Origin of the sequence: Citrobacter sp. wls717 (assembly GCF_005280955.1) — a bacterium.
Lineage (GTDB): Bacteria > Pseudomonadota > Gammaproteobacteria > Enterobacterales > Enterobacteriaceae > Citrobacter > Citrobacter werkmanii.
In genome coordinates, this window is the sequence record NZ_SZWW01000007.1 from 552,515 (window position 1) to 579,151 (window position 26,637).

The following is a 26,637-nucleotide window of genomic DNA, read 5'->3' on the forward strand; positions in this document are numbered from 1 at the left end:
ACCGCTATATCGAAGAAAAAATGGCTGGGGTACCTGGATTCGAACCAGGGAATGCCGGTATCAAAAACCGGTGCCTTACCGCTTGGCGATACCCCATCCGTGCAACGCTTACGGGTGAATGGTGCGGGAGGCGAGACTTGAACTCGCACACCTTGCGGCGCCAGAACCTAAATCTGGTGCGTCTACCAATTTCGCCACTCCCGCAAAAAAGATGGTGGCTACGACGGGATTCGAACCTGTGACCCCATCATTATGAGTGATGTGCTCTAACCAGCTGAGCTACGTAGCCATCTTTTTTTCGCGTAACCTTATCGGCGTTGCGGGGCGCATTATGCGTATTGAGCCTTGAAGCGTCAACCCCTTTTTCATTGAAAATAGCTGGAATGTGACTGTTTGGTTAGGTTGCGAACAGCATGGCGCAATATTCGGCAATTATTAGTTATTAATTGTTTTTTTGCACAGAAAACAGACATAAAAAAAGAACCCCGTAGGGCTCTTTTCTAAGGCTTAACTTATTTATAAGCGGACTGATGTACGCCAACCGCACGACCAGAGGGATCGTTCATGGTTTTAAACGCTTCATCCCATTCAATCGCTTTGGCGGAAGAACAGGCTACTGATGGTCCGCCAGGCACGCATTCCGCCGCGCTGGCAACCGGGAACAATTCTTCAAAAATCTCACGGTACAAATACGCTTCTTTAGACGATGGCGTGTTGTAAGGGAAACGGAAGCTGGCGGTTTCCAGTTGTTGGTCAGAAACTTGCTCAGCAGCCACCTCTTTCAAGGTATCGATCCAACTGTAACCGACACCATCAGAGAACTGCTCTTTCTGACGCCATGCGACGCTGGCAGGCAGGTAAGATTCAAAACATTCGCGCAGCACATGTTTTTCCATTTTGCCGTTGCCGCACATTTTATCCTGCGGGTTGATGCGCATCGCCACATCAAGGAATTTCTTATCCAGGAAAGGCACGCGAGCTTCCACACCCCAGGCAGACATCGCTTTGTTGGCGCGGGCGCAGTCGAACATATGCAGCGCCTGCAGCTTACGCACGGTTTCTTCATGCAGCTCTTTCGCGTCTGGCGCTTTGTGGAAATAGAGATAGCCGCCGAATACTTCGTCAGAGCCTTCACCCGACAGCACCATTTTAATGCCCATCGCTTTAATTTTACGCGACATTAAGTACATCGGCGTTGAGGCGCGGATCGTTGTGACATCGTAGGTTTCGATGTGATAAATCACGTCGCGGATAGCATCCAGACCTTCCTGTACGGTGAAGTGGATCTCATGGTGCACGGTACCCAGATGGTTCGCGACCTCTTGCGCGGCTTGCAGATCCGGTGCGCCTTCCAGGCCGACGGCGAAGGAGTGCAACTGTGGCCACCAGGCTTCGCTACGTTCCTGATCTTCAACACGGCGCGCCGCGTATTTTTTCGTAATCGCGGAAATGACCGAGGAATCCAGACCACCGGACAACAGTACACCATAAGGAACATCTGACATCAGATGGCTTTTCACCGCATCTTCCAGCGCCTGACGCAGCTCGTTTTTGTCAGTCACGTTGTCTTTGACCGCATCGTAATCAAACCAATCACGCTGATAGTACTGACGAATTTCGCCGTCCTTACTCCACAAATAGCTACCGGCCGGGAATTCTTTGATTGTGCGGCATACCGGAACCAGGGCTTTCATTTCAGACGCGACGTAGAAGTTACCGTGTTCGTCGTACCCCATATACAGTGGGATGATCCCGATGTGATCGCGACCAATCAGATAAGCGTCCTGTTCGCTGTCGTACAGGGCAAAAGCAAACATGCCTTGTAGGTCATCCAGGAACTCCGGGCCTTTTTCCTGATACAGCGCGAGGATAACTTCGCAGTCTGAACCGGTCTGGAACTGATAGCGATCGCCGTATTCCGCGCGCAGCGCCTGATGGTTATAAATTTCACCGTTAACCGCCAGGATATGCGTTTTCTTCACGTTGTACAGCGGCTGAGCACCGGCATTGACGTCGACAATGGACAGACGTTCGTGCGCCAGAATGGCGTTATCACTGGCGTAAATACCTGACCAGTCCGGGCCGCGATGGCGCATCAGACGAGATAATTCCAGGGCTTTTTTACGCAGTTCAACTGCGTCAGTTTTAATATCGAATACGCCAAAAATAGAACACATAACCTTCTCCGTTAACCTGTTGCGTGATGCTTTTTATGTTTGCTTGATAAAGAAAATGCCGCAAAGCGGGAGAGGGCGCAAGCGAATTACGGTACGGAAAATAAAAAACGCAATGGTCATTGCTGATTGGTGAAAAAAGATTATGTAATGAGCGCTATTATTGATGAATCAGCAGTGAAAGGATGAATTTATTGAATGGGCGTGTTTTTCAGGCCGGATAACTTGCAGGTATTGTTATCCGGCCAAAGAGATTAAATGACGTCTATCTCAGCAACGGACGGATAAATCCAGCTCGGTCTGAACGGCATGCTGTCGATGTCGTCAAGCGTTGAGACGCCAGACAATACCAGAATGGTTTCCAGACCGGCCTGGAAGCCCGCCAGAATATCGGTACGCAGGTTATCGCCAACGATAACGGTCTCTTCCGAGTGCGCCTGCATTTTGTTGAGCGCCGCGCGAATAATCCACGGGCTGGGTTTGCCGACATAAAACGGCTTACGGCCAGAGATTTTCTCGATACCGGCGCACAGTGCACCGCAGGCGGGATAAAAGCCGCGGCCGTGAGTATCCGGGTTTGTGGCGATGAAACGCGCGCCGTTAGCGACAAAATATGCCGCTTTATGCATCATGTCCCAGTTATAGGAACGCGTCTCGCCAACAATCACAAAATCGGGGTTCACGTCGGTAATGGTAAACCCGGCTTTATACAGCTCATGAATTAACGCGCCTTCACCTACCACGTAGGCTTTTTTCCCTTCCTGGCGACGAAGAAAATCAGCGGTAGCCATGGCGGAAGTATAAAAGACGCTATCGGGGACATTCACTCCCGCGGTGGCGAAGCGGTTTGCCAGATCTTGCCCGGTCTGTGAAGGATAGTTAGTCAGCAGAACTAACGGCAGGCCTTTTTCCAGGATCCCGGTCAGAAATTCTGCCGCACCCGGTACGGCGACATTGTCGTGCATCAGCACGCCGTCGATATCACAAATTACATTCTTAATGGTCATGAACAACCCAGGGAATTAGTTATGAGTCTTATAGTAATCCACTACTATATGAGAGCATTAGTTTTCCAGCAAACGTTGCAGCAATGTCCCGTTGAGCATCGCGCGCTTCACCAGCGCAAAGGCGCCAATGGCGGAACGGTGATCCAGCGTGGAACGAACCACCGGTAAATTGTGGCGAAACGCTTTCAACGCCTGCGTGTTGATACAGCTTTCTATTGCAGGCAGCAGCACTTTATCTGCCTCAGTAATTTCGCCTGCAATGACGATTTTTTGTGGGTTAAACAGGTTGATGGCGATGGCGATGGTTTTACCCAAGTGGCGACCAACGTGTTCAATCACTTCTGCTGCCAGGTTATCGCCCTTATTTGCCGCCTTACAGATAGCTTTAATATTGCAATCATCCAGCGTGAGTCGGCTGGGATAACCCTGTTTCAGTAAGTTTTGCACGCGGTGCTCGATAGACGCATTGGCGGCAATGGTTTCCAGACAGCCGAAGTTACCGCAGTGACAGCGCTCACCCAGCGGTTCAACCTGAATGTGACCAATCTCGCCCACGTTGCCATTGCGACCGATGAAAATTCGGCCATTGGAAATAATTCCCGCTCCGGTTCCGCGGTGAACTCGCACTAAAATGGAGTCTTCGCAATCCTGGCTTGCCCCGAAATAGTGCTCGGCCAGCGCCAGGCTGCGGATATCATGACCGACAAAGCAGGTAACCTTGAAGCGTTTTTCGAGCGCCTCGACCAGCCCCCAGTTTTCGACCTGAATGTGCGGCATATAGCGAATGACGCCGCTTTCAGGATCAACCAGGCCGGGCAGGATGACGGAAATCGCAATCAGCTCGCGGATTTTCCGCTGGCAGCTGTCAATAAAAGTGGCAATGGTGTTGAGCAGCGCATACTCCAGCGTTTCCTGGGTGCGCTCCGGGAGAGGGTAATGCTCTTCGGCGACCACTTTACTGCTCATATCATAGAGCGTGAGCGTCGTGTCGTGACGGCCCAGACGTACGCCAATGGCGTGGAAATTGCGGGTTTCGGTGACGATAGAGATAGCGCGGCGGCCCCCGGTGGAGGCCTGCTGATCGACTTCTTTGATCAGCCCGCGTTCGATCAACTGACGCGTAATTTTGGTTACGCTGGCGGGGGCAAGCTGGCTTTGCTCGGCAATTTGAATACGCGAGATTGGCCCATGCTGGTCAATCAGGCGATAAACCGCCGCGCTGTTAAGCTGTTTTACGAGATCAACATTACCTATTTGAGCTTGTCCGCCTGGTGTCATTCTTTCTCTTACTCAGTAACGACCTCGTTGCCATTAACGATGGTCTTGATGATTTTAAAGTCGTGCGTAAACGCAGTCAGGTTGGCTACTTTGCCTGGCGCGATGCTGCCGAGTCGTTTGTCGACGCCAATGGCGCGAGCAGGGTAGAGCGTTGCCATGCGTAACACTTCGTCGAGAGCGATATTCGCATGTTCGACCAGATTGCGTACGCCTTCAATCATGGTTAATGATGAACCGCTCAATGTACCGTTCTCATCAACGCACAATCCATTCCGGTAGTATATTGTTTTACCAGCGAAAATGAACTGTTCAATATTTGCACCTGCTGGCGCGGTCGCGTCGGTGACCAGGCACAGCTTGTCGCCTTTCAGGCGCTTGGCATTACGGATGTTAACGTAGTCAACATGCAGACCATCAGCGATGATACCGCAATAAATATCGGCTTCGTCAAGAATAGCGCCCGCCAGGCCCGGTTCGCGGCCCGTTATATAAGGCATGGCGTTAAACAGATGCGTTGCAAAGGTAATCCCTGCGCGGAAGCCGATTTTGGCCTCTTTTACCGTCGCATTGGAGTGACCGGCGGAAACCACGATACCTGCATTTACCAGTTTGGTGATGACCTCTACCGGGACCATTTCTGGCGCCAGCGTCACTTTGGTTATCACGTCAGCATTATCGCACAGGAAATCAACCAACGCAGCGTCCGGTTGACGGACAAATCCCGGATTATGGGTGCCTTTTTTCACCAGATTGAGCCACGGACCTTCCAGATGAAGTCCTAATGCCTGATTCGGGTGTTTCGCCAGGTATTCACGCATGACGCGAACGCCTTGTTTCATCAGGTCATCGCTGGTGGTGATAAGCGTAGGCAGATAGTTGGTGCAGCCTGATTTTTCATTGGCTTTCTGCATGATTTCCAGCGTTTCGACGGTCACGGCTTCTGCCGTATCGTTAAACTGTACGCCACCGCAGCCGTTTAGCTGTACATCGATAAAACCGGGGGAAATAATGGCCCCATTCAGTGAGCGCTGTTCAATTCCTGACGGTAACTCAGCCAGTGGGCAAACGCTGTCAATCAGGCCATTGGCGACAACAATCGCATGGTCATCAAGAATTTCGTGACCGGTAAAGATCCGGCCCTGGGTTAAAGCATACATTCCGACCCCCGATTTCAAAAAATGCCGCCCTGCAACTTATCGACAGGGCGGAGACATCAATTACAGACCTTTAATATTTTCCGCTTCTAACTCGTTAAAGTATTTCAGCGTTTTCACTTTCAGTTCCATGGTGGAAGGCTCATCGCACACCACAACGGCTTTTGGATGCAACTGCAGACAGCTGATGGTCCACATGTGGTTAACGTTGCCTTCAACGGCGGCTTGCAGCGCCTGCGCCTTCTGGTGACCCAGTACCAGGATCATCACCTCTTCGGCATCCAACAGGGTGCCCACGCCCACAGTCAGGGCATATTTAGGCACCTGGCTTACGTCGCCGTCAAAGAAGCGTGAGTTAGCAACACGCGTGTCGTGAGTCAGCGTTTTGATGCGGGTACGGGAAGCCAAAGAAGAGGCTGGCTCGTTGAACGCGATGTGACCATCGTTGCCTACACCGCCCATAAACAGGTGGATTTTACCGTAAGAACGGATTTTTTCTTCATACTGACGGCATTCTGCATCAATATCCGGCGCGTTACCATTGAGGAGGTTGATGTTTTCTGCTGGAATATCAACGTGATCAAAGAAGTTACGATGCATGAAGCTGTGATAGCTTTCCGGATGCTCTTTCGGCAGGCCAACATATTCGTCCATATTGAAAGTAACAACATGCTTGAAGCTCACCTGGCCCGCTTTATGCATTTCAACCAATGCCTTATAAGCTGTCAGCGGAGTACCGCCCGTCGGCAGGCCCAGAACGAACGGGCGATCTGCCGTTGGTTTGAACGCGTTAATACGGTTAACGATATGGCGAGCAGCCCATTTGCCGACTTGTTCAGCGGTATTCAGGGGGATCAGTCTCATTCTTCACCTCAAAAGTAAATGTAAGCAATTGGCGGATTGAGTCTCTGTGCAGTATTAAGCGTAACCTGGTTTTGCATCGGTAAGGATCAATCCGTTTCGATTTTTTGAATGATAAAATAAGTTTTCGTAGTTAGCCAGTGAAAGGGAGGGTTAATAACGATATTTGGTGACTGGAATCACAAAAAACACGCGTTTAATTTGCGATACGAATTAAATTTTCACACACTCAGAATGTAGATGAATGGTTAATATCGTTGATCCAGAATCTTGCTGTCAGGAATGGTCGCACAATAAAAATATGGCTTCAAAGAAGCCTAATCGGGGTCTCGTAGGGGGAATAAAATGAATATTTTAGGTTTTTTCCAGCGGCTGGGTAGGGCGTTACAGCTCCCCATCGCTGTGCTGCCAGTCGCGGCACTGTTGCTGCGATTCGGCCAACCAGATTTACTAAACGTACCTTTTATCGCGCAAGCTGGCGGGGCTATCTTCGATAACCTGGCGCTGATTTTCGCTATCGGTGTGGCTTCCAGCTGGTCAAAAGACAGCGCGGGTGCGGCAGCGCTGGCAGGTGCGGTCGGTTATTTCATATTGACCAAAGCAATGGTTACCATTAACCCGGCCATCAATATGGGTGTACTGGCGGGTATCATCACCGGTCTGGTTGGCGGTGCGGTGTATAACCGTTGGTCTGGTATCAAACTGCCTGACTTCCTGAGCTTCTTTGGCGGCAAACGCTTCGTGCCGATCGCCACTGGCTTCTTCTGTCTGGTGCTGGCTGCTATCTTCGGTTACGTGTGGCCGCCGGTGCAGAACGCCATCCATGCGGGTGGTGAGTGGATCGTAGGCGCTGGCGCGTTGGGTTCCGGTATTTTTGGTTTCATCAACCGTCTGCTGATCCCAACCGGTCTGCATCAGGTTCTGAATACCATCGCCTGGTTCCAGATTGGCGAATTTACTAACGCCGCTGGCACCGTTTTCCACGGTGACATCAACCGCTTCTATGCGGGTGACGGCACTGCGGGTATGTTCATGTCTGGTTTCTTCCCGATCATGATGTTTGGTCTGCCGGGTGCGGCGCTGGCGATGTACTTCGCTGCTCCGAAAGCGCGTCGCCCGATGGTTGGCGGTATGCTGCTGTCCGTTGCGATCACCGCGTTCCTGACCGGTGTTACCGAGCCGCTGGAATTCCTGTTCATGTTCCTGGCGCCACTGCTGTATCTCCTGCACGCACTGTTAACCGGTATCAGCCTGTTCGTTGCGACGCTGCTGGGGATCCACGCGGGCTTCTCCTTCTCCGCAGGTGCTATCGACTACGTGTTGATGTACAACCTGCCGGCAGCAAGTAAGAACGTCTGGATGCTGGTCGTGATGGGGCTGGTCTTCTTCGTCATCTACTTCGTGTTGTTCAGCGCAGTTATTCGTATGTTTAACCTGAAAACGCCGGGCCGCGAAGATAAAGAAGACGATATCGTTACAGAAGAAGCGAACAGCAATACTGAAGAAGGTCTGGCTCAACTGGCAACCAGCTACATTGCTGCGGTTGGCGGTACCGATAACCTGAAAGCGATTGATGCCTGTATCACCCGTCTGCGTCTGACTGTGGCCGATTCTGGTCGCGTAAACGATGCGATGTGTAAACGCTTAGGCGCATCGGGTGTCGTTAAGCTGAACAAACAAACTATCCAGGTCATCGTAGGTGCGAAAGCGGAATCCATCGGCGACGAAATGAAGAAAGTTGTGGCGCGTGGCCCGGTTGCGGCAGCGTCTGCTGAAAGTGCGCCAGCAGCAGCGGCCTCGGTGGCAAAACCGCAGGCTGTAGCGAACGCAGTCACCGTTGAAGCGCTGGTTTCTCCGATTACCGGTGACGTCGTTGCGCTGGAGCAGGTTCCTGATGAAGCATTCGCCAGCAAAGCGGTAGGCGACGGCGTTGCGGTGAAACCAACAGATAAAATCGTGGTTGCTCCGGCTGCGGGCACTATCGTGAAAATCTTCAACACCAATCATGCGTTCTGTCTGGAAACCGTTAAAGGCGCGGAAATCGTAGTCCATATGGGTATCGATACCGTCGCGCTGGAAGGTAAAGGCTTTAAACGCCTGGTTGAAGAAGGTGCGGAAGTGACGGCGGGTCAACCGATTCTGGAAATGGATCTGGATTTCCTGAACGCCAATGCACGTTCCATGATTAGCCCGGTTGTGTGCAGCAACAGCGATGATTTCGGCGCTCTGGTCATTAAAGCCGAAGGTCATGTGGTTGCCGGTCAGACACCACTGTATGAGATTAAAGGTAAATAACTGCTCCTGAGTAAAGTGAGTTAAATGCCTTAAGCGGCGGGGGATATTCCTCCGCCGCTTTTTTTTGCAGCAATTGGCCCCAATATTTTCGATTGATACATATTTTGCGTAACTAAAGGTTGTCAGTCTGCCTGGCTTATAAGATCATATTCCGTTATACGTTGTTTACGCTTTGAGGAATCCACGATGAGTGAGGCTGAAGCCCGCCCGAGTAACTTTATTCGTCAGATCATCGATGAAGATCTGGCCAGTGGTAAGCACACCACGATCCATACCCGTTTTCCGCCGGAGCCAAATGGCTATCTGCACATTGGCCACGCGAAATCCATTTGTCTGAACTTTGGTATTGCGCAAGATTACCAGGGCCAGTGCAACCTGCGTTTTGATGATACGAACCCGGTTAAAGAAGATATCGAGTACGTTGAGTCGATTAAAAACGACGTTGAATGGTTAGGTTTCCACTGGACTGGCGACATTCGCTACTCGTCGGATTACTTCGATCAGCTTCATGCCTATGCGGTAGAGCTTATTAATAAAGGTCTGGCGTACGTTGACGAACTGTCAGCGGACGAAATTCGCGAATACCGCGGTACGCTGACTCAGCCGGGTAAAAACAGCCCGTTCCGCGATCGCAGCGTCGAAGAGAACCTCGCGCTGTTCGAAAAAATGCGTACCGGTGGCTTTGAAGAAGGTAAAGCCTGCCTGCGCGCGAAAATCGACATGGCGTCGCCGTTTATCGTGATGCGCGATCCGGTGCTGTACCGTATTAAGTTCGCTGAACACCACCAGACCGGCAACAAGTGGTGCATCTACCCGATGTACGATTTTACCCACTGCATCAGCGATGCGCTGGAAGGCATTACCCACTCGCTGTGTACGCTGGAGTTCCAGGATAACCGTCGTCTGTATGACTGGGTGCTGGACAACATCACCATCCCGGTTCACCCGCGTCAGTATGAATTCTCGCGCCTGAATCTGGAATACACCGTGATGTCCAAGCGCAAGCTGAACCTGCTGGTGACCGACAAGCACGTTGAGGGCTGGGACGATCCGCGCATGCCGACCATCTCTGGCCTGCGTCGTCGCGGTTATACCGCGGCCGCTATCCGTGAATTCTGCAAACGCATTGGCGTGACCAAGCAGGACAACACCATTGAGATCGCCTCTCTGGAATCCTGCATTCGTGAAGATCTGAATGAAAACGCGCCGCGCGCGATGGCGGTTATCGATCCGGTGAAACTGGTTATCGAAAACTACCCGCAGGGCGAGAGCGAAATGGTGACCATGCCTAATCATCCGAATAAACCGGAAATGGGCAGCCGTGAAGTGCCGTTCAGCGGTGAAATCTGGATCGACCGCGCTGACTTCCGCGAAGAAGCGAACAAGCAGTACAAGCGTCTGGTGATGGGCAAAGAAGTACGTCTGCGTAATGCTTACGTGATCAAGGCCGAGCGTGTAGAGAAAGATGCGGAAGGGAATATTACCACCATTTTCTGCACTTACGATGCCGATACTCTGAGCAAAGATCCGGCCGATGGTCGTAAAGTAAAAGGTGTTATTCACTGGGTCAGTGCGGCACATGCGTTACCGATTGAAATCCGCCTGTACGATCGTTTGTTTAGCGTACCGAACCCAGGCGCGGCAGAGGACTTCCTGTCCGTGATTAACCCGGAATCCCTGGTGATTAAACACGGCTACGGCGAGCCATCGCTGCAGGCCGCGGTCGCAGGCAAAGCGTTCCAGTTTGAACGTGAAGGTTACTTCTGCCTTGACAGCCGCTACGCTACGGCTGACAAGCTGGTGTTTAACCGCACCGTTGGTCTGCGCGATACGTGGGCTAAAGCGGGCGAATAAGCCGCAACACATCCTGTCTAAACGCCGCTTCATGCGGCGTTTTTTTTACGCCAAAACGTTTTCCAGGCTCCATTTGCGGAGCGAATTAATTACATGCCTGTAATAATGAATCGGCTGAATGTTTTTACCTTTAAATAACTTACCGCAATATGAAATGGGCTGAAACCGATTTCATCCCCATGGAAAACAAGCGGTTTTTTCTTTTTTTCAACGCTTTTTTATCTCCCGATGAAAATGTAACAGAAAGCAATGAAATATGTGCGGTTGCTCATACTATTACATACTCGTTACAGAAAGAGATTGATAATTCGCGTCGCGAAAAATAGTCTATTCATTGTAGTCACTGAGGTTTTCTTAGCGCTACTTTTTTAATTTTTGTTTTTTCGCTGACCGCTTTTATCGGCAGCATTTTTATGTCAAAGAGGATTAACATATGCGTACGTTTAGTGGCAAACGTAGTACGCTGGCGCTGGCTATCGCCGGTATCACAGCAATGTCGGGTTTCGTTGTCGCTCCCCAGGCTCACGCCGAAGGTTTCATTGATGACTCCACTTTAACCGGCGGCATCTATTACTGGCAGCGTGAGCGTGACCGTAAAGATGTCACCGATCATGACAAATACAAAACCAACCTTTCTCACTCCACATGGAACGCCAACCTCGACTTCCAGTCCGGTTATGCGGCGGATATGTTTGGTATTGATATTGCAGCATTCACCGCGATTGAAATGAACGAAAGTAGCGAAAGCGGCCATCCAAACGAAATCGCATTCTCTTCAAAAAATAAAGGCTACGACGAAGATTACTCCGGCGATAAGAGCGGAATTAGCCTGTATAAAGCAGCAGCCAAATTTAAATACGGCCCAACCTGGGCGCGCGCCGGTTACATTCAACCAACCGGGCAGACGCTATTGGCTCCGCACTGGAGCTTTATGCCTGGTACTTATCAGGGTGCCGAAGCCGGTGCCAACTTCGACTATGGTGATGCCGGCGCACTGAGCTTCTCCTATATGTGGGCCAATGAATATAAAGCGCCGTGGCACACCGAAGTCGATAAATTCTATCAGGCCGATAAAAAGACCAGCGTAGATTACCTGCACTCAATCGGCGCGAAATATGACTTCAAAAATAACCTGTTGCTGGAAGCGGCATTTGGTCAGTCTGAAGGCTACGTCGATCAGTACTTCGCGAAAGCCAGCTACAAATTCGATTTAGGCGGTAACCCGTTTACCACCAGTTATCAGTTCTACGGCGCGCGCGACAAAGTTGATGATCGCACCGTGAACGATATTTATGACGGCACGGCCTGGTTGCAGGCGTTGACCTTCGGCTACAAAGTGGCGGAAGTGGTTGACCTGCGCCTGGAAGGGACCTGGGTTAAAGCGGACGGGCAGCAGGGGTACTTCCTGCAGCGTATGACCCCGACCTACGCCTCATCAAACGGTCGTCTGGATATCTGGTGGGACAACCGCTCTGACTTCAACGCCAACGGCGAAAAGGCCGTCTTCTTCGGCGCAATGTATGACCTGAAGAACTGGAATCTGCCGGGTTGGGCAGTCGGTGCGTCCTACGTTTACGCCTGGGATGCCAAGCCATCTACCTGGCAGCTCAATCCGGATGCGTACTACGACAAAAACCGGACTATCGAAGAGTCTTCTTACAGCCTGGATGCGGTCTATACCCTGCAGGACGGTCGTGCGAAGGGCACCATGTTTAAACTGCACTTCACCCAGTACGACAACCATTCAGACATTCCGAGCTGGGGCGGTGGTTATGGCAACATCTTCCAGGATGAACGCGACGTGAAGTTCATCGTTATTGCTCCGTTCACCATCTTCTAATGCCAACAGCGGCAGACCAGACGTCTGCCGCTCCGTTGAGGAAAGTGCTATGAAAAAACTGATACTCATCGCCATTATGGCATCAGGGCTGGTGGCTTGTGCGCAATCCCCTTCGCCGAAAGAAGACAGTCGCCTGAAAGAAGCCTACAGCGCGTGTATTAACACCGCGCAAGGATCGCCGGAGAAAATTGAAGCCTGCCAAAGCGTGCTGAATGTGTTGAAGAAAGAAAAGCAGCACCAGCAGTTTGCTAATGAAGAAAGCGTACGCGTACTGGATTATCAGCAGTGTATCCAGGCCACGCGCACGGGTAACGATCAGTCCGTTAATGCTGATTGTGACAAGGTCTGGCAGGAAATTCGTAGCAAGAACGCTGCGCAGTAATTCGAAAAATGCTACGGGCGGAGAATTTTCCGCCCGTTTGCTTTTCAGAGCTTATGTTCCACTGGTTGATAGCCCCGACTCAGTCGGACAAACAGCATTGCCGTGGCGGCGAGTCCACAAAGTGCTGCGCACATCAGCCACCATCCTGGTGAGCTTTTATCCCCGGTTAGCTGGACCAGCGCCGTGGATATGACTGGTGTAAGGCCGCCAAAAATCGCCGTGGCAAGACTGAATGCCAGTGAAAAGCCCACCGTACGGACATAGACAGGCATCACCTCGGTGAGTGCCGCGACCATTGCCCCGTTGTACATGCCAAAAAAGAACGAGAACCAAAGCAGGACCAGCGTCATGCGCATGAAGTCTGGCGCGGCGGTGAGCCAGTGCATTACCGGCCAGGTGGTAAGCAGTGCCAGTACGGTAATCCCCATCAATACCGGACGACGACCAATTCGGTCAGATATCGCCCCGCCAATCGGCAGCCAAATAAAGTTAGAAATACCGACCAGCATGGTGACTACCAGGCTATCGCGCGCGCTCAGGTGGAGTACGGCCCTGCCGTAGGTTGGGGTGTAGACGGTAATAAAGTAAAACGTCGTGGTGGTCATCGCTACCAGCAGCGTACCCGCAGCGATCAGACGCCAGTTTTTGATGATAGTGGTGAAAATTTCCCTGGTGTCGGGACGGTGCGTACGTTGTAAAAATGCGTCTGTTTCCTGAAGCGAACGGCGCAGGACGAAGATCAACGGAATAATCATACAACCAATAAAGAACGGAATGCGCCAGCCCCATTCAGAGATCTCATCGTGCCCCAGTGTGGCATTCAGAGCGTAGCCAATCAGCGCCGCCACCACAATGGCGACCTGTTGGCTGGCGGACTGCCAACTGGTGTAGAAACCTTTATTGCCAGGCGTGGCGATTTCAGAAAGATAAACCGAAACGCCTCCCAGCTCTACGCCCGCAGAGAAGCCTTGCAATAATCGACCGACTAATACCAGCACAGGGGCCAGCAGGCCAATGCTTTGATAACCGGGAACCAGGGCAATCAGCAGGGTACCGCAGCCCATGATCGCCAGCGTCACCATCAGTCCTTTACGGCGACCAATTCTGTCGATGTAAGCACCCAGCACGATTGCGCCAACGGGCCGCATTAAAAAACCCGAACCGAAAACCGCAAAGGTCAACATGAGCCCGGCAAATTCACTCTCCGCGGGGAAGAACGTCTTTGCGATATAGGTGGCGTAAAACCCGAACAGAAAAAAGTCGAACTGTTCGAGAAAATTACCGCTGGTTACCCGCAGTATTGCGCCGAAAGTTCCGGCGCGCGATGGTTGTTGTGTCATTGGGTTTGCTCCACTGTCTTATCATAATATTTATAGAGGTAAGAGTTTGCGGGTTAGTCGCCTGTGACCCCCGCTTGTTTGCTGCGCCGTTTCTCAATCGCCCACTTGAGTAAGGCTGCGCAGCGGTAAAATCCGTGGGCAAATTTTCCGTAAGGAATGGTCAGAAAAAGCGCCATAACCACGCCGAGATGAATGGCCAGTAAAATAGCCATCCATGAGGTGTCTCTTCCCGCCAGCAGCGCCAGACCGGTCAGACTGGTCAGCAGCAGCAGCAAAATAAAACCGCGATCCATCGGTTTTTGCCGTGCGTCGCCGTGTAGCGGTGAGCGTTTAAGATTCAGCCATAGCAAGCCAGCCGGGCCGACAACCAGACCAATGCCGCCCAGCGTGCCCAGCATCACCGGAAGGCTGAAGAACGGGTAGGGCGCTTCTATGCCTGCAAAGTAGTGATAGCCTGTAGCCACCACGGTGGCGGCAAAGCAGAGCATAAAACCGTAGAAGGTAAAGTGGTGGAAACGGCGGCGCATCAGGGTGAAAGCATCATCCGCTTCGTTACAACCTTTGCCGTGGCCACCATCGAGATATTTCAGCGTCAGCGCATCGTGTGAGGCTTCAGCAATCTCGGCGGAACGCGGCATACCCGGAGAGATCTCGCGCCAGAAGCGGATCACGCCCGCCATCAGCAAACCGATCGCCAGAATAAAGACCGAACCAAACATCCAGGCCAGCAGATTATGCGGGAAAATTTGATAGAAATCCCCGGCCAGCGGAGGATGGTATAGTGAACCTTTCAAACCTATAGCGAGGAGTAAAAACAGGATCAGACCGAAAACCAGCGCCAGCGTCACGGTTACGCCTGCGCGACGATAAAGCGCGCCAAAGGCGGCGGGTTGCGCATAATGCTGATAGGTTTCGAGCCGGACCTCCGCCATCGCCTTCGGTACGTTGATGGCAAATTCATGAGGCGGGGCATACTGACACGCGTGCAGGCAAGCGCCGCAGTTATGGCACAAGTTCGCCAGATAGTTGATATCCGCTTTACCGAATTCCAGACGTTGCGTCATCGCCGGGAATACGGCGCAAAAGCCTTCACAATAGCGACAGGCATTGCACACCTGCATCACACGTTCAACTTCAGCTTCCGGTTCGGTGATAATTTGCGCTTCGATGATCAGTTTCTCAAGCTGCTTCATGACGTGTCTCCTTACGTGCGGCCAGCGCGGCTTCTTTTCCGGCAATGCGGCCAAAGGTGGTGCCGATCGACATCCCCACGCCTGCGGTGTAGCCCTTGCCCAACACGTTGCCCGCCATCATCTCTCCGGCGACGAACAGGTTACGGCTTGGAAGCCCGGCAAAATGCACAGCGGCGTGTTCGTTCACTTTTAACCCAAGATAAGTGAAGGTGATCCCTGGTCGCAGGGCATAGCCGTAGTATGGCGGCTGGTCAAGCGGTCGCGCCCAGTGCGTTTTCGCGGGTAGCAAATCTTTGGTGGCGCAGTTATCCAGAACGGTGTGGTCGAACTGATCTGGCTGGCAGGCGTTGTTGTATTGCGTCACGGTGTGGGTAAAACGTTCGGCATCCAGTCCTAACTGAAGAGCCAGCTCTGCCAACGTATTGGCCTGCGCGCCGGGAAAGACCGGCGGCATAAAGTGGCCAATAGCTTTACTGTCGATGATGGAGTAGCCAATCTGCCCTGGCTGTTGAGCGACCAGACGTCCCCAGATGGCGTAGCGTTTGGGCCAGAAATCTTCACCTTCATCATAAAAGCGCTCAGCGTCCCGGTTCACCACTATACCGAGCGAGACGCAGTCCACGCGGGTGCAAATCCCGCCGTCATATAATGGTGCTCTGGCATCAATGGCCACGCAGTGTGACTGGGAGGGATCGCCGATAATGTCGGCTCCGGCATCCATCATAAATTTGAGCAGTACGCCCTGGTTAAAGCGCGTGCCGCGAATCAGGAAGTTATCCGCTGGCCATTCGCCGCGCTCGTTCTCTCCCCATGCTTCTCGTAGCCATTCGCGGTTAGACTCAAAACCGCCAGCGGCAAGCACGCAGGATTTAGCGGTGATGCGCTCTTCGCCTGCCAGCGCCGCCACGAACTCGCCATTACGCAGTTCAAGCGCCTGAACCGGGGTGTTATAGCGGATCTGCACTCCCAGCTTTTCTGCGCTGCGATAATAGGCATTCACAAGGGCCTTTCCACCGCCCATAAAAAAGGCGTTGGTTCGCGCCACGTGTAAAGCGCCAGAGAGAGGTGGCTGAAAGTTAACGCCGTGCTGGCGCATCCAGTCGCGGCATTGTGAAGAGGTACGGATCACCAGACGCGCCAGCGCTTCGTTGGTATTTCCTTCCGTGACGCGCCACAGATCTTGCCAGAATTCTTCTTCAGGATAGCTGTCCACCAGCACATCCTGCGGCGCATCATGCATACAACGTAAATTACGCGTGTGTTGGGAGTTTCCTCCGCGCCATTCCCGGGGGGCCGCTTCGAGCAGGAGTACCGAAGCTCCTTGCTCCCGGGCGGTCAAGGCAGCACATAACGCGGCATTACCACCACCAATCACCAGAACATCAACCATCGTATACTCCATTACCATTTAACTATTTGTTAAATTTGTAATTGAAATGTATACGCACAGCTTGTGCGGGCGCTATGATGTGGTGCTAAACAGTACTTTAGTTATTGTAAAGAGTAGCGCCAGGCCAGCTTCCTGCTTCCACCAGTTGATGCATAACTTTCGTCAGCACCACACGGGCGGCAAGGCCTGCCGGGGTAAGTTCATCGTCAGAGAGGCTGACCAGAAAGTTAGGGCGGCTAAGTATCGGATTATAGACGCCGATCACTCTTAGAGTTTCTTTATCGAGATGGGAGATCGCCGCACCGGGCTGAAGAGTGGCGCCAATGCCACTGCGTACGGCGCGCATCAGTAACGCCAGACCATCAATTTCAGTAGCGATCTCAATATTTAGCGCGTGTTCCTGGCAGATGGCATCCAGCCTGCCGCGCAGACCATGTCCCGGGCTTGGCATGATCAATGGAATATTTGCCAACTGGGCTGGAGCAATATTGTCGTCGACAATATCAGCCAATAGGGCATGGGTCCCAATCAAAAACAGCCGTTCTTCAAGAATCGGTCTGGCGCTCCAGCGCAGGATCTTTTCTTTTTGAAACACGACAGCCAGATCAATCTGGCGGGTATTAATCATTCGTTCCAGGTTGCCAGAGAGACTTTCCACCACATGCAGGCGAACATCAGCATAGCTTTCCCGCATGGCGTGAATAAATGGCATGCCGAGAACGGAAGCGGTACTGGGGGCCATACCGACGCTGACGTGTCCGGAAAGTCGGGCCTCGCGTGCGGCGAGGATTGCATCGTCTGCATGCCGGAGCGCCAGCTGCGCCTGGGAGTAAAAAGCCAGTCCGGCGCTGGTGGGCGTCACACCGCGCGAGGTGCGTTGAAGCAGACGAATAGCAAGTTCGCTTTCCAGGCGCGTCATTTGCTGACTGAGTGCCGAAACACCGATATTGAGATCGAGCGCCGCGCTACCCATGCTGCCGGTTTCTACAATACGTACAAAATAGCGTAGTTGACGAAGTTCCATTTCAACTCTCCGAATGGCAATTGATTTTTACATTAAAGCAACATTGACGTAGAAGGAAGAGGGGGATGGTCAAATTTGGCCCATAAAAAAAGCCAACCGGATGGTTGGCTTTTCAGAAAGCGTCACATTATTTGCCGTCGTGCGCATGCTCATCTTCGCGGCAATCGCCTTCGGCGCAGTGGCCATAAAGATAGAGGCTATGGTTGGTTAAGCGAATACCATGTTTAGCCGCAATCTCACGCTGACGCGCTTCAATGGAATCATCGCTGAACTCGACCACTTTGCCGCAATCGAGGCAAATGAGGTGATCGTGGTGATGCTGTTGAGTCAGTTCGAAGACGGATTTACCACCTTCAAAATTGTGGCGGGTCACGATACCGGCATCATCAAACTGGTTCAGCACACGATACACGGTCGCCAGACCAATTTCTTCACCCATATCGATCAGGCGTTTGTATAAGTCTTCCGCACTGACGTGATGGTTATCCGGTTCCTGAAGAACTTCCAGAATTTTTAAACGAGGAAGCGTTACTTTCAGGCCAGCCTTCTTTAATGCGGTATTGTTGTCAGTCATGCGGAATCTGTCCTGTAGCTAAACGATTCACTTCATTAACAGAAGTGACAGAAATTGCACTTGAGAAATTGCGTATCATTATAGAACTGCCATGGTTAAATGAAAACAGCAAGTCTCTGGCATATATTGTTAATCAAAACGTGGTATCGCCGACAAACACACTGTGCAACACCCGATTGGCATCCAGCCATTGTACAGGGTCAGACGGAAAAGTTACAAATTTGTAGCAATTATTTTGATTGGTTTTATCTATTGATGCGGCGCAGATGAGGATCTGCGCCGCGCGAAATCAGGCATTGATGATTTCGTCGAGGTGCAGTTCTTCTGAGATCTGCTTAACCCATTTTTCTACACGTTCAGCGGTCAGCTCCGGCTGGCGATCTTCATCGATAGCCAGACCGACAAAGTGGTCGTCGTCAGCCAGGCCTTTGGACGCTTCAAAGTGATAACCCGCCGTTGGCCAGTGACCGACGATGGTGGCGCCGCGTGGCTCAATGATGTCGCGAATTGTGCCTAACGCATCGCAGAAATATTCTGCGTAATCTTCCTGGTCGCCGCAGCCGAACAATGCAACCAGTTTGCCGTTAAAATCAATGTCTTCGAGGGTAGGGAAGAAATCGTCCCAGTCACACTGCGCTTCACCGTAGTACCAGGTTGGAATGCCGAGCAGCAGAATGTCATACCCTTCCAGGTCTTCTTTGCTGCTTTTTGCAATGTCATGTACATCGGCAACGTCTTTACCAAGCTGTTTTTGAATCATTTTTGCGATGTTTTCGGTATTACCGGTGTCGCTGCCGAAAAAGATGCCAGTGATTGCCATGAGTAAAATAACCTCTTGAAACTTATTGAAATGGTGGTGGCGCATTGCCCACGGATAAGGGCAATCATAGCAGAACAGTCAGGCATGCGGAAACAGCAAACACGCGGGACTGCACTCTGTGCTACACGATTTATGATTTATACCCGTCATACTTCAAGTTTCAGGTGCGTTGGCTGCGCTCACTTACCCGAATTACTTACTACAGTAAGCTCATCGGGATGCGTTCATTTGCCGCATGATTCGGCCTTACGGCCTCCCCCCTTCGGGGCCAGCGCAAGCGCTGTTCAAAACGGCCGGGGCGTTTTGTCCTGCAACTCGAATTATTTAGTGTATAGAGCAGAAATTCAGACTATGCCTGACCGCGCAATGCGGTGAGTTGGGTCATCAGCATCTCTTCGATGAGTTCACTGCGACTCATGTTGCGCGCCTCGGCCAGCTCGTTTAACGCGTCAACGGCATCAGCGTTCAGTTTCAGTTCGACACGCTTAAGCCCGCGAACTTTGTCACGTTTAAGCTGATTACGTTTATTTATACGTAACTGTTCATCACGCGAGAGCGGATTAGTTTTGGGTCGTCCCGGGCGACGCTCCTGCGCGAACAGATCTAATGTCGTACGGTCCGTTTGTTCTTTGGCCATGATCTTGGTGACTTCGGGGAAACAATCAGCCAGGCGTCCGCCCGGATGGATAGCGCGCCATAATACATCAGCAGGAGAGGCACGCCAACGCCCACGCGCGTAATCGCGCACGGACGCTGAGTTTTTAATCAGTTAGCCGGTTCGTTCAGATAACGACGGATGGCCCGCAGCACTGCTTCAGGTTTTTCCGCATGTACCCAATGCCCCGCGCCTGCGATAACGTGCGCCCGAGCCTGCGGGAATTGTGCCAGCAGTTGCTCGCGATACGCTTCGGTGACATAAGGGGAGTTACCGCCTGGAATAAACAATGCCGGGTGCTCCCATGCCGGGATGGTTTGCCAACCGACGATATTGGGATATTGATCCCATAATACGGGAACGTTAAAGCGCCACTCGCCGTCAACAAAGGATTTCAGCAGAAACTGAATAACACCTTCCTCTTGCAGATGCTGGCGCATGACGCTTGCCGCCTGCTGGCGCGAGGACGCTTGTGCCTCGGTTACGGCATTGATTGCCGCAAAAATCTCATCGTGACGGCGCACATGATAGTCAACCGGCGCAATATCAATAGCCACCAGCCGATCAATACGATCAGGGGCTAACGCGGTTAACGCCATGACGGCTTTTCCCCCCATAGAGTGACCAATAAAGATCGCTTTTTCGATCTGTCGATCGTCCAGCGTATCCACCAGGTCTTGCGCCATGGCCGCATAATTCATCTCAGGCGATCGGGGCGAGAGGCCATGATTTCGCATATCGACCTGGATGATATCGTGATCGGCCACCAGGGAGCGTGCCAGGATCCCCAGGTTATCCAGGCTACCAAACAGGCCGTGAACCAGGACGATGGGAGAATTATTGTGCAGGTTTTGCGCAGATTGCGCTCGGATATTCAATTTCATGGCAAAGTTCTTTTTTTCACACTCACGGGTTAGGGTATCATGTTGACCATTCTGCCACAGGGCTGCAACAACTACGGTTACTCCGAGTTTTATCAGCCACCAGGCTTGACGCTATCCGCTGTTGGGATTTGCCTTTACACTACGCGTGTTAACCCAACAACTTGTATTCAGCTAAACACTGCACTGGATTAAGATGAAAACGATTGAAGTTGATGATGAACTCTATAGCTATATTGCCAGCCATACCAAGCATATCGGCGAGAGCGCATCCGACATTTTACGGCGTATGTTGAAATTTTCCGCCGCAGCACAGCCTGTCACTCCGGTAGTAAAAGAAGTCCGCGCTGTGCAACCTGTCGTGGAAGCTAAGCCGGTTAACCCCGTAAAAGATAAAGTGCGCGCGATGCGTGAACTGCTGTTGTCCGATGAATATGCGGAACAGAAGAAAGCAGTAAATCGCTTTATGCTGCTGTCCGACGAATATGCGGAGCAGAAGAAAGCAGTAAATCGCTTTATGCTGGTGCTGTCTACACTCTATTCTCTGGATCAAAACGCATTCGCCGAAGCAACGGATTCGTTGCATGGCCGGACGCGCGTTTATTTTGCGGCAGATGAACAGACGCTGCTGAAAAATGGTAATCAAACCAAACCGAAACACGTGCCAGGCACGCCGTACTGGGTGATCACCAATACCAACACCGGCCGTAAATGCAGCATGGTGGAGCACATCATGCAGTCAATGCAATTCCCTGCGGAATTGATTGAAAAGGTTTGCGGAACAATTTAATCCTTGCATTAGAAGGACCAGGCAATGGCAATCCACAACCGTGCAGGTCAACCTGCGCAACAGAGTGATTTGATTAACGTCGCCCAACTGACGGCACAGTACTATGTACTGAAACCAACGGCAGGGAACGCTGAGCACGCCGTCAAGTTCGGTACGTCCGGGCATCGCGGCAGTGCAGGTCGTCATAGTTTTAACGAGCCGCATATTCTGGCTATCGCCCAGGCGATTGCTGAAGAACGTGCGAAAAACGGGATTACTGGCCCGTGCTTTGTGGGCAAGGATACCCACGCGCTGTCTGAACCGGCTTTTATCTCTGTGCTGGAAGTGCTGTCGGCGAATGGCGTTGATGTCATCGTGCAGGAAAACAACGGCTTTACGCCAACCCCTGCCGTGTCGAATGCCATCCTGGTCCACAACAAAAAAGGCGGCCCGCTGGCTGATGGCATTGTGATCACGCCGTCCCACAACCCGCCGGAAGATGGTGGCATTAAATACAACCCGCCAAACGGTGGTCCGGCAGATACCAACGTCACCAAAGTGGTGGAAGACAGGGCTAATGCGTTGCTGGCTGACGGTCTGCAAGGCGTGAAGCGTATGTCGCTGGACGCGGCGCTGGCATCGGGTCATGTGAAAGAGCAGGACCTGGTTCAACCGTTTGTGGAAGGACTGGCGGATATCGTCGACATGGCGGCGATCCAGAAAGCGGGTCTGACGCTGGGTGTTGATCCGTTGGGCGGTTCCGGTATCGAATACTGGAAGCGTATTGCGAAGCACTACAACCTGAACCTGACTATCGTTAACGACCACGTTGATCAGACTTTCCGCTTTATGCATCTCGATAAAGACGGCGCAATCCGTATGGACTGCTCCTCCGAGTGCGCGATGGCGGGTCTGCTGGCGCTGCGTGACAAGTTCGATCTGGCCTTTGCCAACGATCCGGACTATGACCGTCACGGTATCGTCACCCCGGCGGGGCTGATGAACCCGAACCACTACCTGGCGGTGGCGATCAACTATCTGTTCCAGCATCGTCCGCAGTGGGGCAAAGATGTTGCCGTCGGTAAGACGCTGGTTTCCTCGGCAATGATTGACCGCGTGGTCAACGATTTGGGTCGTAAGCTGGTGGAAGTGCCGGTCGGTTTTAAATGGTTTGTTGACGGTCTGTTCGATGGCAGCTTTGGCTTTGGTGGTGAAGAGAGCGCGGGCGCTTCTTTCCTGCGTTTCGACGGTACACCGTGGTCGACCGACAAAGACGGCATCATCATGTGCCTGCTGGCGGCAGAAATTACCGCTGTGACCGGTAAGAACCCGCAAGAACACTACAACGAACTGGCTGCTCGCTTCGGCGCGCCGAGCTACAATCGTTTGCAGGCGAGCGCGACCTCCGCGCAGAAAGCGGCGCTGTCTAAGCTGTCTCCGGAAATGGTAAGCGCCAGCACGCTGGCGGGCGACCCGATCACCGCACGTCTGACCGCGGCACCTGGCAATGGTGCTTCCATTGGCGGTCTGAAAGTGATGACTGACAACGGCTGGTTTGCCGCGCGTCCGTCAGGCACAGAAGACGCTTACAAGATCTATTGCGAAAGCTTCCTCGGCGAAGAACACCGCAAACAGATCGAAAAAGAAGCGGTTGAGATCGTCAGCGAAGTGTTGAAAAACGCGTAAACCCCAGGCCGGATAAGACGCTAACGTCACCATCCGGCATGAATACAAAAGCCGGATAGCATGTATGCTGATCCGGCTTTTTTATTCGACTAGACTTACGGCATAAACCGATAGCCAATCCCGGTTTCGGTCAGAAAATGACGTGGACGAGCCGGGTCCCGCTCCAGTTTCTGGCGCAGGTGTCCCATATAAATTCGCAGATAATGGCTGTGCTCAACGGCGTTCGGCCCCCAGACCTGGTTCAACAGCTGGCGTTGCGTCAGTACCTTCCCGGCATTATTCAGCAGTACCGCTAACAGGCGAAACTCAATCGGCGTCAGATGGATTTCCTCGTCACCACGGTGTACGAGGCGGGCGGCGATATCCACTTTTACGTTGGAAAAATGCACCACCGGTTCGGGAGACGCGCCGCTGGCGTGGCGACGCAATGCCACGCGCAATCGCGCCTGTAGCTCGCCAATACCGAAGGGTTTACTGAGATAGTCATCGGCGCCGGCATCCAGCGCGGCGATTTTATCGCTCTCTTCGCTGCGGGCTGAAAGCACAATTACCGGGATTGCGCTCCATTGCCGCAGGTCGCGAATAAAATCAATGCCGTCGCCGTCTGGCAGGCCGAGATCGAGAATGATGAGATCGGGTTTTCGCGTGGCGGCTTCCAGCAAACCACGTTGTAGCGTTTCCGCTTCATATACACGCAGACCATCGGCTTCCAGCGCAGTGCGCAGAAAGCGGCGAATGGCCTGTTCATCTTCAACAATCAGTACGTTTGTCACATATCCTCATGAAAATCTTCAAGTTCAGGGGGGATCTCCTGGGGTAGTGTAACACGGAAACATGCCCCCCCCTGGGCACGATTATGGGCGGAAATGGTACCGCCGTGCACGTCCACAATCGCCTGACAAATGGCCAGTCCCAACCCCACGCCGGGTACCGATGACTCTTTGTTTCCTCTGGAAAATTTGTCAAAAACGCGCTGTTCCATACCCGACGGAATACCCGGTCCATTATCCCAGACGTCCAGTAGCAGGTGCTCGCCATCAACGCTGGCGTCAATGCCGATTTGTGCCTGCGGACCCGCGTATTTTACGGCGTTCTCCAGCAGGTTGATCAACACCCGTTCAAAAAGCGGGCCATCGACATGGATCAGCGTCAACGGTTCGGGTAACGACAGGTTAATCGGAGCAGAGAGTCCTGGCTCCAGCATCTGCAGGGCGCTGCCCACCACCTCTTCCAGCGTTAACCACTCCTTCTTAAGATTAAAGCCGCCAGACTGAATTCGCGCCATATCCAACAGATTATTAACCAGTCGGGTGGTATTCAGCACGTGCTGGCGAATCTCACTGGCCTGGCGCGCATGCGGCGAACCTTCACTGGCCAGATCCAGCGTTAAAATCTCTGCCTGACCGAACAGCACCGTCAGCGGCGTGCGCAAATCGTGGGACAGGGCGGCAAGCAGCGCATTGCGAATACTTTCGCGTTCACTGGCAAACCGGGCCTGCTCTTCGCTGGCGGTCAGGGTCAGACGTTCCAGCGCACTGGCGACCAACAGGGTAAAGGTTTCCAGCAGGCGCTGCTGCTCGGGAATCATCAACTGACGCAGATTTCCCGGTTCCACTACCAGTAGCCCATGCGTTTTATCGGCGCTTTTTAGCGGTAAGATTTGGTACGGTACGCCCGGTAAGGTATCCGTGCCCGCGCCAGCCGGTTGCCCTTTGTCAAAACTCCATTGGGCAATGGCATCGTCCCATGGCGTCATGCCCTGTTGATGGGTGAGGGGAGCCAGCTTACCGTGTTCATCAGGTAATAAAACCTGACTGCGGGCCTGAAACGTTGAGGCGATAAACTGTTCGCTGGTCGCGGCGATGTCCTGCTGGCTCCGTCCAACGGCTAACGCTTTCGACATCTCATACAGATGACGCGTACGCTGTTCCCGATAGCGCGCCACCCGCGCCTGATAACGGACGCCGGCGGTCAGATTACCGATAACCAGCCCGACCGTTAGCATTACGGCAAAGGTAAGCAGATATTGGACGTCGGAAACGGCCAGCGTCCCACGTGGGGCAATAAAGAAGAGATCGAAGCTGGCGACGTTAATAAAGGTTGCCAGTACGGATGGCCAGCGTCCGTAGAAGAGGGCGATAACCACCACACCCAGTAAATAGAGCATTACCAGGTTAGCGGCATCAAAAGCCATCAGCCACTGCATCGCGATCAGCGTAATGATGGCGCATAGCGCGACGGCAACCACACAACCCTGAATTTGTACCCGCCATTTATCTTTAAAGGTGCGGTTATCCGTAGTGGGTAGCGTCGGGCGTGAAGGCGGTTCGTCCAGCGCGACAATCATCAGATCGAGATCCGGTGCGCGATGGGCCAGTTTGTCGGCAAAGGAATCGCTGCGCCACCAGCGACGCGTTGTCGGACGCCCGAGCACAATTTTTCCCAGATTATGCTCGCGGGCGTAGCGGATTACCGCTTTATCTTCAGCAGGATCGGAAAGCGTGGCGGTTTCCGCGCCCAGCTCCTGGGCTAATCGCAGTGCGCTTAAGATCGCGCGCCGCTGTTTTTCGGGGAGTCGGTGCAGCGCCGGCGTTTCGACATACACCGCATGCCAGACGCTGCCGAGACGCGCCGCCAGTCGCGCGGCGGCGCGCACCAGTTTTTCGCTGCCGGTGTTGTGCCCAATGCACAGCAAAACGGCGTCGCGGGTATGCCAGACTTTTTCTTCCCCTGGACGCCCGCGCCAGGCGCGCATTTGATCGTCCACCCGATCGGCCGTACGGCGCAAGGCCAGCTCGCGCAGCGCGATCAAATTACCTTTGCGAAAGAAATGCTCGATGGCTCTTTCCGCCTGACCAGCGATATAGACCTTGCCTTCGTTCAGGCGCTGGCGCAAATCATCGGGGGGAAGATCGACCAGCACCACATCGTCAGCGGCATCGAAGAAAGGATCAGGGACGGTTTCGCGCACCTGAATACCAGTGACGCCGCTGACCACATCATTGAGACTTTCCAGATGCTGGACGTTAACGGTGGTAAAGACGTCGATACCGGCTTCCAGCAACTCTTCAATATCCTGCCAGCGCTTTGGATGGCGTGAGCCTGGGGCATTACTGTGCGCCAGTTCATCCATTAAAATGAGCGCCGGACGGCGGGCCAGCGCGGCATCAAGATCGAACTCGCTGATGTGGCGACCATGACGCGCGTGTCGCTTTAGCGGCAGGATACTGAGACCGTCCAGCAGCGCGGCGGTCTCTTTGCGTCCGTGGGTTTCCACCACGCCAATCAGCACATCTAACCCCTGCGCCCGCAGCCGCTGGGCTTCCGTTAGCATGGCCCAGGTTTTCCCGACGCCTGCGCAGGCACCGAAGAATATTTTTAGTTTTCCGCGGTGTGGCGCGGTGGTCTGCTCCAACAGGCGATCGGGATCGGGACGTAAGGGTTCGCTATGCATGTCCTT

21 protein-coding genes and 3 tRNA genes are annotated in these 26,637 nt (G+C 52.9%); 6 read left to right on the top strand and 18 right to left on the bottom strand.

The window, feature by feature from the left end:
• Positions 1–21: 21 nt before the first annotated feature.
• The 8 genes from FDX09_RS07335 to nagB all read right to left on the bottom strand — a co-directional run bounded on the left by FDX09_RS07335 (position 22) and on the right by nagB (position 6,477).
• Positions 22–96, bottom strand: a tRNA-Gln gene (locus FDX09_RS07335).
• 23 nt (positions 97–119) lie between these two features.
• Positions 120–204, bottom strand: a tRNA-Leu gene (locus FDX09_RS07340).
• Between the two features lie 8 nt (positions 205–212).
• A tRNA-Met gene (locus tag FDX09_RS07345) sits at positions 213–289 on the bottom strand.
• A 223-nt stretch (positions 290–512) separates the two neighbouring features.
• Positions 513–2,177, bottom strand: coding sequence for an asparagine synthase B (gene asnB / locus FDX09_RS07350; RefSeq protein ID WP_038638793.1), 1,665 nt, complete (start codon positions 2,175–2,177; stop codon positions 513–515).
• 251 nt (positions 2,178–2,428) lie between these two features.
• Entirely contained in the window at positions 2,429–3,181 is a 753-nt protein-coding gene (gene nagD, locus FDX09_RS07355) for a ribonucleotide monophosphatase NagD (protein WP_038638796.1), read from the bottom strand.
• A 57-nt stretch (positions 3,182–3,238) separates the two neighbouring features.
• Entirely contained in the window at positions 3,239–4,459 is a 1,221-nt protein-coding gene (locus FDX09_RS07360; RefSeq protein WP_038638799.1) for an N-acetylglucosamine repressor, read from the bottom strand.
• Positions 4,460–4,467: 8 nt separating this feature from the next.
• Entirely contained in the window at positions 4,468–5,616 is a 1,149-nt protein-coding gene (gene nagA / locus FDX09_RS07365; RefSeq protein WP_038638801.1) for an N-acetylglucosamine-6-phosphate deacetylase, read from the bottom strand.
• A 60-nt stretch (positions 5,617–5,676) separates the two neighbouring features.
• Positions 5,677–6,477 carry a glucosamine-6-phosphate deaminase gene (nagB, locus tag FDX09_RS07370; RefSeq protein ID WP_003022803.1) on the bottom strand — a complete coding sequence of 267 codons (801 nt, stop codon included), beginning with the start codon at positions 6,475–6,477 and terminating at the stop codon, positions 5,677–5,679.
• A 342-nt stretch (positions 6,478–6,819) separates the two neighbouring features.
• Between nagB and nagE the strand changes: the two genes are divergently transcribed.
• From nagE to chiQ, 4 genes are all read left to right on the top strand, one after another.
• Entirely contained in the window at positions 6,820–8,769 is a 1,950-nt protein-coding gene (gene nagE / locus FDX09_RS07375) for a PTS N-acetyl glucosamine transporter subunit IIABC (RefSeq protein ID WP_137346992.1), read from the top strand.
• 186 nt (positions 8,770–8,955) lie between these two features.
• Positions 8,956–10,623 (top strand): glutamine--tRNA ligase, encoded by a 1,668-nt coding sequence (gene glnS, locus FDX09_RS07380; protein WP_038638804.1) that lies wholly within the window; start codon positions 8,956–8,958, stop codon positions 10,621–10,623.
• Between the two features lie 433 nt (positions 10,624–11,056).
• A complete protein-coding gene (gene chiP / locus FDX09_RS07390; protein WP_038638807.1) occupies positions 11,057–12,463 on the top strand; it encodes a chitoporin in 1,407 nt (468 codons plus the stop codon).
• A 49-nt stretch (positions 12,464–12,512) separates the two neighbouring features.
• Positions 12,513–12,845 carry a ChiQ/YbfN family lipoprotein gene (gene chiQ, locus FDX09_RS07395; protein WP_038638809.1) on the top strand — a complete coding sequence of 111 codons (333 nt, stop codon included), beginning with the start codon at positions 12,513–12,515 and terminating at the stop codon, positions 12,843–12,845.
• A gap of 44 nt (positions 12,846–12,889) precedes the next feature.
• Here the strand turns inward: chiQ and FDX09_RS07400 are convergent, their stop codons facing one another.
• The 8 genes from FDX09_RS07400 to ybfF form a co-directional block, all read right to left on the bottom strand.
• Positions 12,890–14,185: an MFS transporter gene (locus FDX09_RS07400; RefSeq protein ID WP_038638812.1), complete on the bottom strand. Its 1,296-nt coding sequence runs from the start codon at positions 14,183–14,185 to the stop codon at positions 12,890–12,892.
• 53 nt (positions 14,186–14,238) lie between these two features.
• Complete coding sequence (tcuB, locus tag FDX09_RS07405; protein WP_137346993.1) at positions 14,239–15,378, bottom strand: tricarballylate utilization 4Fe-4S protein TcuB; 1,140 nt, start codon at positions 15,376–15,378, stop codon at positions 14,239–14,241.
• Positions 15,365–16,768, bottom strand: a complete 1,404-nt coding sequence (tcuA, locus tag FDX09_RS07410) for an FAD-dependent tricarballylate dehydrogenase TcuA (protein WP_137346994.1) — start codon at positions 16,766–16,768, stop codon at positions 15,365–15,367. The genes tcuB and tcuA overlap by 14 nt, the downstream gene beginning before the upstream one ends.
• 97 nt (positions 16,769–16,865) lie before the next feature.
• Positions 16,866–17,792, bottom strand: a complete 927-nt coding sequence (gene tcuR / locus FDX09_RS07415) for a tricarballylate utilization LysR family transcriptional regulator TcuR (RefSeq protein ID WP_038638820.1) — start codon at positions 17,790–17,792, stop codon at positions 16,866–16,868.
• A gap of 127 nt (positions 17,793–17,919) precedes the next feature.
• Complete coding sequence (gene fur, locus FDX09_RS07420; RefSeq protein WP_003022836.1) at positions 17,920–18,366, bottom strand: ferric iron uptake transcriptional regulator; 447 nt, start codon at positions 18,364–18,366, stop codon at positions 17,920–17,922.
• A gap of 289 nt (positions 18,367–18,655) precedes the next feature.
• Positions 18,656–19,186 carry a flavodoxin FldA gene (gene fldA / locus FDX09_RS07430; RefSeq protein ID WP_003022839.1) on the bottom strand — a complete coding sequence of 177 codons (531 nt, stop codon included), beginning with the start codon at positions 19,184–19,186 and terminating at the stop codon, positions 18,656–18,658.
• 349 nt (positions 19,187–19,535) lie between these two features.
• Complete coding sequence (gene ybfE, locus FDX09_RS07435; protein ID WP_042310165.1) at positions 19,536–19,823, bottom strand: LexA regulated protein; 288 nt, start codon at positions 19,821–19,823, stop codon at positions 19,536–19,538.
• Positions 19,824–19,951: 128 nt separating this feature from the next.
• A complete protein-coding gene (gene ybfF / locus FDX09_RS07440) occupies positions 19,952–20,725 on the bottom strand; it encodes an esterase (protein WP_137346995.1) in 774 nt (257 codons plus the stop codon).
• A gap of 193 nt (positions 20,726–20,918) precedes the next feature.
• On the opposite strand from ybfF, the gene FDX09_RS07445 reads away from it, so the two are divergent.
• Positions 20,919–21,512, top strand: coding sequence for a replication initiation negative regulator SeqA (locus FDX09_RS07445; protein ID WP_137346996.1), 594 nt, complete (start codon positions 20,919–20,921; stop codon positions 21,510–21,512).
• A 24-nt stretch (positions 21,513–21,536) separates the two neighbouring features.
• Positions 21,537–23,177, top strand: coding sequence for a phosphoglucomutase (alpha-D-glucose-1,6-bisphosphate-dependent) (pgm, locus tag FDX09_RS07450; protein WP_137346997.1), 1,641 nt, complete (start codon positions 21,537–21,539; stop codon positions 23,175–23,177).
• Between the two features lie 95 nt (positions 23,178–23,272).
• On the opposite strand, the gene kdpE is transcribed toward pgm, so the two are convergent.
• On the bottom strand, positions 23,273–23,950 hold the full coding sequence (gene kdpE / locus FDX09_RS07455; protein ID WP_038638835.1) for a two-component system response regulator KdpE: 678 nt from the start codon (positions 23,948–23,950) through the stop codon (positions 23,273–23,275).
• Complete coding sequence (gene kdpD, locus FDX09_RS07460) at positions 23,947–26,631, bottom strand: two-component system sensor histidine kinase KdpD (protein ID WP_137346998.1); 2,685 nt, start codon at positions 26,629–26,631, stop codon at positions 23,947–23,949. The genes kdpE and kdpD overlap by 4 nt, the downstream gene beginning before the upstream one ends.
• Positions 26,632–26,637: the final 6 nt, after the last annotated feature.